The organism is Falsigemmobacter intermedius (assembly GCF_004054105.1).
GTDB classification, from domain to species: Bacteria; Pseudomonadota; Alphaproteobacteria; order Rhodobacterales; family Rhodobacteraceae; genus Wagnerdoeblera; species Wagnerdoeblera intermedia.
Genome location: NZ_SBLC01000029.1, coordinates 27,191 through 34,953, shown reverse-complemented (window position 1 = coordinate 34,953; position 7,763 = coordinate 27,191). Strand labels below are relative to the sequence as shown.

General features: G+C 59.9%; 8 protein-coding genes and 1 riboswitch. Of the genes, 3 read left to right on the top strand and 5 right to left on the bottom strand.

Features of this window, described 5'->3' with window-relative positions:
• On the top strand, positions 1–631 hold a 631-nt coding region (traN, locus tag EP867_RS15355), incomplete at its 5' end, for a conjugal transfer protein TraN (protein ID WP_164888898.1).
• A gap of 77 nt (positions 632–708) precedes the next feature.
• Here traN and EP867_RS15350 read toward each other — a convergent pair.
• From EP867_RS15350 to EP867_RS15330, 5 genes are read right to left on the bottom strand one after another with little or no spacing between them, the layout of a single operon-like run.
• Positions 709–1,485, bottom strand: coding sequence for a class I SAM-dependent methyltransferase (locus EP867_RS15350; RefSeq protein WP_128490366.1), 777 nt, complete (start codon positions 1,483–1,485; stop codon positions 709–711).
• Complete coding sequence (locus EP867_RS15345; protein ID WP_128490365.1) at positions 1,482–1,904, bottom strand: pseudoazurin; 423 nt, start codon at positions 1,902–1,904, stop codon at positions 1,482–1,484. The genes EP867_RS15350 and EP867_RS15345 overlap by 4 nt, the downstream gene beginning before the upstream one ends.
• A gap of 3 nt (positions 1,905–1,907) precedes the next feature.
• Positions 1,908–2,687 (bottom strand): ABC transporter ATP-binding protein, encoded by a 780-nt coding sequence (locus EP867_RS15340; protein WP_128490364.1) that lies wholly within the window; start codon positions 2,685–2,687, stop codon positions 1,908–1,910.
• Entirely contained in the window at positions 2,684–3,742 is a 1,059-nt protein-coding gene (locus EP867_RS15335; protein WP_128490363.1) for a FecCD family ABC transporter permease, read from the bottom strand. The genes EP867_RS15340 and EP867_RS15335 overlap by 4 nt, the downstream gene beginning before the upstream one ends.
• Complete coding sequence (locus EP867_RS15330; protein WP_128490362.1) at positions 3,743–4,753, bottom strand: ABC transporter substrate-binding protein; 1,011 nt, start codon at positions 4,751–4,753, stop codon at positions 3,743–3,745. It abuts the gene before it with no gap.
• A 120-nt stretch (positions 4,754–4,873) separates the two neighbouring features.
• Positions 4,874–5,072, bottom strand: a riboswitch (cobalamin riboswitch).
• Between the two features lie 453 nt (positions 5,073–5,525).
• On the opposite strand from EP867_RS15330, the gene repA reads away from it, so the two are divergent.
• Together repA and repB are read left to right on the top strand one after the other, a co-directional pair.
• On the top strand, positions 5,526–6,725 hold the full coding sequence (repA, locus tag EP867_RS15325) for a plasmid partitioning protein RepA (RefSeq protein ID WP_128490361.1): 1,200 nt from the start codon (positions 5,526–5,528) through the stop codon (positions 6,723–6,725).
• Positions 6,725–7,675, top strand: a complete 951-nt coding sequence (repB, locus tag EP867_RS15320; protein ID WP_128490360.1) for a plasmid partitioning protein RepB — start codon at positions 6,725–6,727, stop codon at positions 7,673–7,675. Before repA ends, repB begins: the two co-directional genes overlap by 1 nt.
• Positions 7,676–7,763 lie beyond the last annotated feature (88 nt).

Below are 7,763 nucleotides of genomic sequence, written 5' to 3'. Positions count from 1 at the left end.
GGGCGGCGGGCCTGCCGTTGCCAACGGCGCTCTGCAACAGGGCACCATTTCCCTGACCTCTGGTGCCGCCTCGGTCATGAGCGCGGTGATGACAGCCTACACCGTCTATGCGCTTATCTCAGTGCTTGTTGAGATTCTGTTTGCCTGCTCAGAAAGTGAACAGGAGCTTCAGGTGCGAAAGGCCCTCCGATCAACGGATGAGATCGGCACATGGTGTTCCACCAAGATCTTAGGGAAATGCGTCAAGCGAAAGACTGGATATTGCATGTTCAACTCGCCCTTGGCGCGCATCATGAACGAGCAAGCCCGTCTACAGCTGAACATCCCGTGGGGGCCGCCAGAGAACCCGGATTGCCGTGGCATCACGCTTGCCCAGTTCCAGAACCTCGATATGGAGCGGGTGGACCTGTCTGAATGGACCGGAATGCTCGCCGCCAGCGGCATGCTCGACATGCGCTCTACCAACATTGAGTCTATGACTGGTGTCGGCTCGACACTCGGCCGTGCCCAAGAGGATCTTTATCCGAGGGAAAATGCCATCGATCGCAACCTGAACCGCCTCGATAGGATCGATCTTGATGGCCTTCGCAACGATGCGGTGAACGATTTTGGAATGGGGGTAGTCCAATGATGGGCCATCGCACGCTCCGAACCCTGTCCGTCTGATACGGCGACCGAAATCCTATAGCATAGCAAGCCGATCGCTGCTCACAACTGTGGAGCTGATGCAGAAACAATAAATCTTCTCCACCTGCGCAGGCGAATTCGGCGGGCCAGTGGCGCGTTCTTTCCCATGCCGCGTGTTACGCGGGCGTGACTGTGGACGGTGACGCCCACGAAACCCGCGTCTTTCAGGTCTGTAGCAAGACGTCTTGCCGACAGCCCCTCACCGTAAGGCAGAGAGGCCATAATCGCGTTGTGACTCTCTGTCATTTCCGCATCAACAGGATCGGGCGGAAGGTTGCGCCCAAGCCAGCGGATAATCGGCGACAAAGCCCGCGTGATCCTGCTTTCACGCGCCCAGTCACCGTCGAACAAAACGACCCTGCCACCGGGGCGCAGCACGCGCAGCCAGTCGCGATAGGCGGCCTTCGGATCTGTCAGGGTCCAGGTTAAATGACGGGCGATCACCGCATCATAAGCTGCATCGGGCTCCATCGTGTTCTGCGCATCGGCAAGGTAGAATTTCGCCTGCGCGTTTCCGGCATGTTTGGCCTTCGCACGCGCCAGCATCTCGGGAGTGAAATCAAGGCCCGTCACCTGGTGACCAAGCGAAAGGATCACACGCGTCACCTCGCCCGTGCCGCAGCCCAACTCCAGCACCCGCGCAGGAGCCGGTGGCAGATGGCGTTCGATCTCCTGCGCCCAGGCAGAAAACTCCGCGCCCGCTGCAATGGCATGGGCGAAGCTTTGATCAAAGCTGTCGGCCCGCCGCCCCCAATAGGCGCGGATTTCCTCGGAAAGATCTTGGTTGGCCCGGCTCATTGCGCCGCTCTCGCGATGATGGCGCGGAACCGCTCGGCCGCCATAGGCGGCAAGTCGGCGGGCAATGCGGCGAGATCAGGCTGGCCCTCGCCTACCTCGATCATCATCACCATCCCCATCGAAAAATGCGGGCTGCATTTGATGCCATAGCTGCCCGGCACAGTGAGGGTCATCTCAATTTCCTGATCGATCTTGCCAAGGTGTTTTGCGGCCCCCTCGGGGATCATGCCCGCGATGGTGGCCGCGTTGTGGCTGGGATGGGTGGCGCGAAAGACAACCCTATCCCCCGGGGCGATACGCAGAAAATCAGGCTCATAAACCATCGAGCCATTTTCACTGCGGTTGAGCATTTCTACTTCATGAACTTCGGCAAAGGCGGGAGCGGCCATGAGGGCCAGAACAAGGGCAAGACTGCGCATGAGTTATACCTTCTCTAAAGCGTCAAAGCGCCAGATCAGCTGACCGTCGTGCGGATCGCTCAGCTGTCGGGCGCGGATGTGAAAGACCTCTCGCAAAAGCTGCGGGGTCAAAACCTCAGCGGGGGGGCCGAGGGCTACCAGCTGCCCCTGATCGAGGCAGGCGATGCGGTCACAGCGCATCGCGTGGTTCAGGTCATGCACCGCGAGAATGGTGGTGACATTCAGCCCCGCAATCAGATCCAGCACTGCCAGCTGGTGGTGGATATCGAGATGGTTGGCCGGCTCATCCAGGATCAGCAGCTCCGGCTCCTGCGCGAGCGCGCGGGCGATATGGCCGCGTTGGCGCTCACCACCCGAGAGGCTTTCCCAGTCGCGGCCCTCAAACCCCGTCAGCCCGACAGAAGACAATGCCTTTTGCACAGCCCCTTCGTCCGCTGGCCCCCAGGGCGAGAGCACCGAGAGCCAGGGAGTTCGGCCAAGCGCCACCGACTGGCGTACGGTCAGCCGCTCACTGGCCTCCTGCGACTGGGCCACAAAGGCGAGGCAGCGCGCAATCTGACGCCGAGACAGCCGGGAAAGCAGCTCACCCTTTAGCGTGATTTCGCCGCTATTGGGCCGCTGGAGCCCGGTGAGCAGCCGCAAAAGGCTGGATTTTCCAGAACCATTCGGGCCGATAAGGCCGATGCACTCACCAGCGTGAACGTCAAAGGAGACATCACTGACCACCGCCCGGCCGCGAATGCTGCGCGTCAGATGCCGCGCCTGAAGGAGGGGCATCGTCATCTCTGTCGCCTCATCCGCAACAAAAGCACTGCAAAGCACGGCGCCCCGATCAGCGAGGTGATCACGCCAATGGGCAGCACCTGACCCGAAATCAGCGTCCGCGACAGGATGTCCGATCCGATCAGGAACACCGCCCCCAGAAGCGCCGAGGCCGGGATCAGATGGTAATGCCGCGTGCCAAACATCAGCCGCGCGGCATGCGGCACCACCAGACCCACAAAACCCACCGCCCCGACAATCGAAACCATCAGCGCCGTCATCGCCGAGGCGGTCCCGATCAGCAGCACCTGCGTGCGTCCGAGGTTGACGCCCAGCGAGGCCGCAGATTCCGCGCCGAAGCCGAAGGCATCCAGCACACGCATATGCAGCAGGCAAATGATAAGGCCGATCAATGCTACCGGAACCGCCAGCCAGAGATCATCCCATCGAACGCCTGAAAGATTGCCCAAAAGCCAGAACATGATGCCCCGCGCCTGTTCGGAATTGGCGGATTTCGTGATGATAAAGGAGGTGATAGCATTGAACATCTGGCTGCCCGCAATGCCCGCCAGAATGATCTGGCCGCTGGCCTTCATGCCCGACCCGGCCCCCGAGGCTGCCGCCAGCCCCGCTACAAGACCAAAGGCCGTGATGCCACCGATCAGCGCGCCAAAAGACATCGACACCATGCCGCCGCCAAGACCCGCCACGGTCACCAGCACTGCCCCGGTTGAGGCCCCCGCCGAAATCCCCATCAGATATGGCTCTGCCAGCGGGTTGCGCAAAAGGCTTTGCAGCACCACGCCCGAAAGCGCCAGCGCCGCCCCGCAGCAAGCGGCGGTAACCGCCCGAGGCAGCCGGTAGGCCCAGATGATCCCCTCATCTATCTTATCGATGGGGTAGTTCGCTCCAAAGATCCGGTTCGCGAGCGCACTTAGAACCGTGTCAAAGGGGATGCGGGTCTCGCCTATCGCCGTACCCGCCAAGAGCGCTAGGCCCAGCACCAGAACTGACAGCGCGCTTCGCGCTGTCAGTTTGGCCAGCACCCCACGACCCGTCGCGTGGAGCGCACCCATTTACTTCGCCCTGGCGATTGCGGTGACGATCTTCTCAATGCCGGTAACACGGCGCAGCGAGGCTTCCATTTCTTGCGAGTTGATCACAATGATCCGTCCGGATTTGACCGCCTCAAGCTGGCTGGCCACGGGGTCGGACTTCAGAAACTCCAGTTTCTTCTCGACGTCATCAGCCGGAAAACGGCGACGATCCATCTCGGCGAGGATCAGCCAGGTCGGATTGGCCTTTGCGATGGTTTCCCAGCCAACGGTCGGCCATTCCTCATCCGAGGTGACGACATTGGTGAGGCCGATGGCGCGGATCATATCACCTGCAGCGCCGCTGCGGCCTGCCATATAGGGGTCAAGCTCCATCTCAGCCGATGAGAACCAGACCGCGGCGGTCATCTGATCGGCCTTGAGTTCGGCCGCCTTTGCCACAGCCGCCGCTTCGCGGGATTTCAGCTGATCTACGAGTTCCAGGGCCGCCTGCTGACGATCAAAGATCTGGCCCAGTTCGGTAATCGTTTTATAGAGGCTCTCGATGCTGAAAGCCTCAGTCCTGGTACCGTCAGATCCGACAAGGTTGTCTTTCCCGTCACAATCGGTCGGCATGATATAAGTTTTGACGCCCAGATCATGAAATTGCGGGCGAGTGCCCACCACGCCCTGTGCGCCGATCATCCATTCGTATTGAGTAAAGGCAAGCTCCGGGCGTTTGGCAATCACCGCCTCAAAGCCGGGCATATTGTCAGCGATACGCTCGACCTTGTCGTTCTGCGCCTTATACTCCGGCAAAATTTCGGTGAACCACAGGGCTGTCCCGGACAGCCGGTCCCCCAAATCCAGCGCATAGAGGATCTCGGTCCCCTGCTGACCAACGCTGACGACATTTTTGGGTGCCGCCTCGAACACCTGGGGGAAACCGCAGTTCTCAATGGTCAGGGGATATTCGGTGGCCTGCGCCTGAACGCTAGTGAGTGAGGCTGCCAGTGCGAAAGCACTGTTGCACAGAAGGGTCTTGAAGGACATGGAAACGGGCTCCAAAGCAGAGCCGAAGAGGGGATGGCAGAAAACGCCACGCCCGGCAGCCGCGGGCACGCAGCCCTCGGATATTGGTCATGTTCTCTCCTCCCCGACACCCCGTCGGCTCGTGGTTGCATTCAGCCGGTAGGTCTCCTGACTGACGGGTCATCGCCCTGCATCCCCCTTCCCAAGATCGCTCTCAGTGGTCATCGGATGCGGGGCTCACCGCCTACAGTTGCGGGGGCAGCTCCATTTTCAGCAGGCAGAGCCTGTGTTTTGGATTCCCTGTTATTTCCTCTCGGAAACCGGCTCTTCTGGCTAACCGAGGCTTACCGCTTCGGCAAGAGGGTATGGGACGTAACGGTTTTTCGCAGGCGCGGCACTGCTTTGGTTTACGGTTCTACGCCCTCTGCTCGAATCCCGTTCCCGCAGCGCCGCCACAAGCGAACGCCGAAACGCGAATCGCAATGGGTTAGCGTTACGAGCAGAGCCACTCCGGCCGGACGGTCAGGCGCCGGATCCGACCGGTTGGCGTTCTGACCGATGGACGCCTACCCATTCGATTTTGGTTTTTAATAGGTTTTTCAATCGTTTAGATAATTTTCTGAACGTGCGATCCAAAGAAAGGAACGCTGACCGTCAACTAAAATCGCCCCGACCGTTCCAATAGCGCTATGTTCAGCTTGCCAAGCGATTGGCCGCTGTGCATAGAATGAACGAAATTAATTGATAAAGGGGCGGGATACCGTTCCGACGCCAAGATGAGCAGAGTGAACGAATGACGCAGGCGCTTCATGACCATCTCATGTCCTTCGCGCGGGATCTGACGACCGCGTTGAAAGCGCTGTCCGAAAGCTCATTTGCGCCCCATGACGTGAAATCACTTCGCACATTCTCGGCGGGCGAAGCCAGCTACTATCTGGGCGTTGCCGATGGCTATCTGCGCAAAGCCCACCATGAAGGCCGCATTCCCGACGTGGAAACCAGCCCCGGTGGACGGCGTCGCTATGCGGCCTCTGAACTGGCAGAGATCCGCCGGCGTCTGGCCGAAACGGCAAAGAACCCTGATCAGTTCCGGCCTGGGCGGCGCGACCCTGCGGTCGATACACTTCAGGTGCTGGCCTTTGTGAACTTCAAAGGCGGCAGCGGCAAAACCTCGACGGCCATCCATACAGCGCAGGAACTGAGCCTGCGTGGCTTACGGGTGCTGGCGATTGACTGCGACCCACAGGCCTCGCTGACCACCTTCTTCGGCTATCAGCCCGAGCTGGATTTCTTCACCGGCGGATCGCTTTACGACGTGATCCGCTACCGTGACCGGGAAACCGGCGAGGGTCCGAAGCCGATTACCGAGATCATCCGTAAAACCTATTTCCCCAATCTGGACCTCGTCCCTGGGGGCATCCAGGTCGCGGAATTTGAACATGAAACCCCGGCCGCCCTGAGCCGGGGCGAGACCCCAGTGTTCTTTGACCGGATCCGTTCCGCGCTGAAGATGGTCGAGGATGACTATGATGTGGTCGTGCTCGATTGTCCGCCACAGCTGGGCTATGTGACGCTCTCGGCAATTTGTGCCGCGCGCAATATCATTATGACGCTGATCCCCGAGCGAGTGGACCTGGCCTCAGCGGCACAGTTTCTGAACATGGCGGCCTCATTGACCGAGGTTCTGAATGAAAGCGCGGGCGTGGGGTTGTTTGACAATTTTCGCTTCCTGCTCAGCCGTTTCGACACCAATATCACCACCCAGGTCGAGTTTGCCGGCTTCATCCGTGATCTTTTCGGCGATGCGGTGATGAAATCCGCCTTCCTGAAATCATCAGCGATCAGTGAAGCGGGGGTCTCGCAACAGACGGTTCTCGAAGTTGAACTGGCAGATATGCGCAACCGAAAAACCTATGAACGGGCGATCCAGTCCGTGCATGAGGTCTCGGAAGAAATTTTCCAGATGCTGCAGTCGAATTGGGGGCGTAACTGATGCGGAAAGATTTGCTGGCATCAAGCCTGAAAGCCGTTCGTGAGGGCCGCGAAGCTGCGAAAGCCGAGGCCGATCTGAAGCCGCGGCGCCTGTCAGGCGTGCTGGATGTGCAGCGCGGCCTTGACCAGCTGGCCGCCGGCGCGGCGCGGGCAATTAGCCCGTCTGAGATTGCGGGCAGCGCCATCCGCGACCGTTTTGACATTCAGGACGGGCTGGAGGATCTGGTCGCCTCGATTAAAGCGTCGGGACAGCGCCTGCCGGTGCTTCTGCGCCGCGTGCGCGGCGGCCCCCTGCCCTATGAGGTTGTCTACGGTCGCCGCCGGATTGAAGCCTGCCGCCAGCTTGGCATCGACGTTCAGGCCTATATCAGCGAGATGGATGACCGCGAGGCGCTGATCTCTCAGGGTCTTGAAAACGCAGCCCGTTTGCAGCGCAGCTTCATTGAACAGGCCGTCTATGCCGAGCAATTGCTGAACCATAGCTTTTCGCGCGATGAAGTCTGCGACGTGCTGGCCATCGACAAGACAACTCTCAGCCGGATGCTTGGTATTGCCGAGGCGGTGCCCGCCACTTTGATCGCGGCCATTGGCCCGGCACATGATTCCGGCCGTCGCCCCTGGATGCAATTGCGCGAGGTGCTGTCAGCACAGCCCGACCTGACAGAGGCGGCCCTGCTCGCCATGGTCCCGGCTGATCGCGCAAGCACCGAGCGGTTGCAGGCTGTGCTCACTGCCTTGACCAAACGCCCAGCGGGTGCCCAGACGGCGAGCGCCAAACGGGTGTTGCGCGAAAAGCTGACCATCGAACGCAGCCCTAAGAAGCTGGCAATTCGCTGCGCGGATAAATCACTGACGGGGTTTACGGCCTATCTTGATGATCGGCTGGACCAGATCCTGGAGGACTATCTGCGTGATCAGGGAAACGCCAAAGAGACAGGCCGCGTCAAATAAGGTCCGAAATGCGACCTTTTTTGACCGCTGGTCAATTCTGAATTAATTTCGCAACCAGCCAAAAGGAGCGGACACGGCAAAAAGAAAC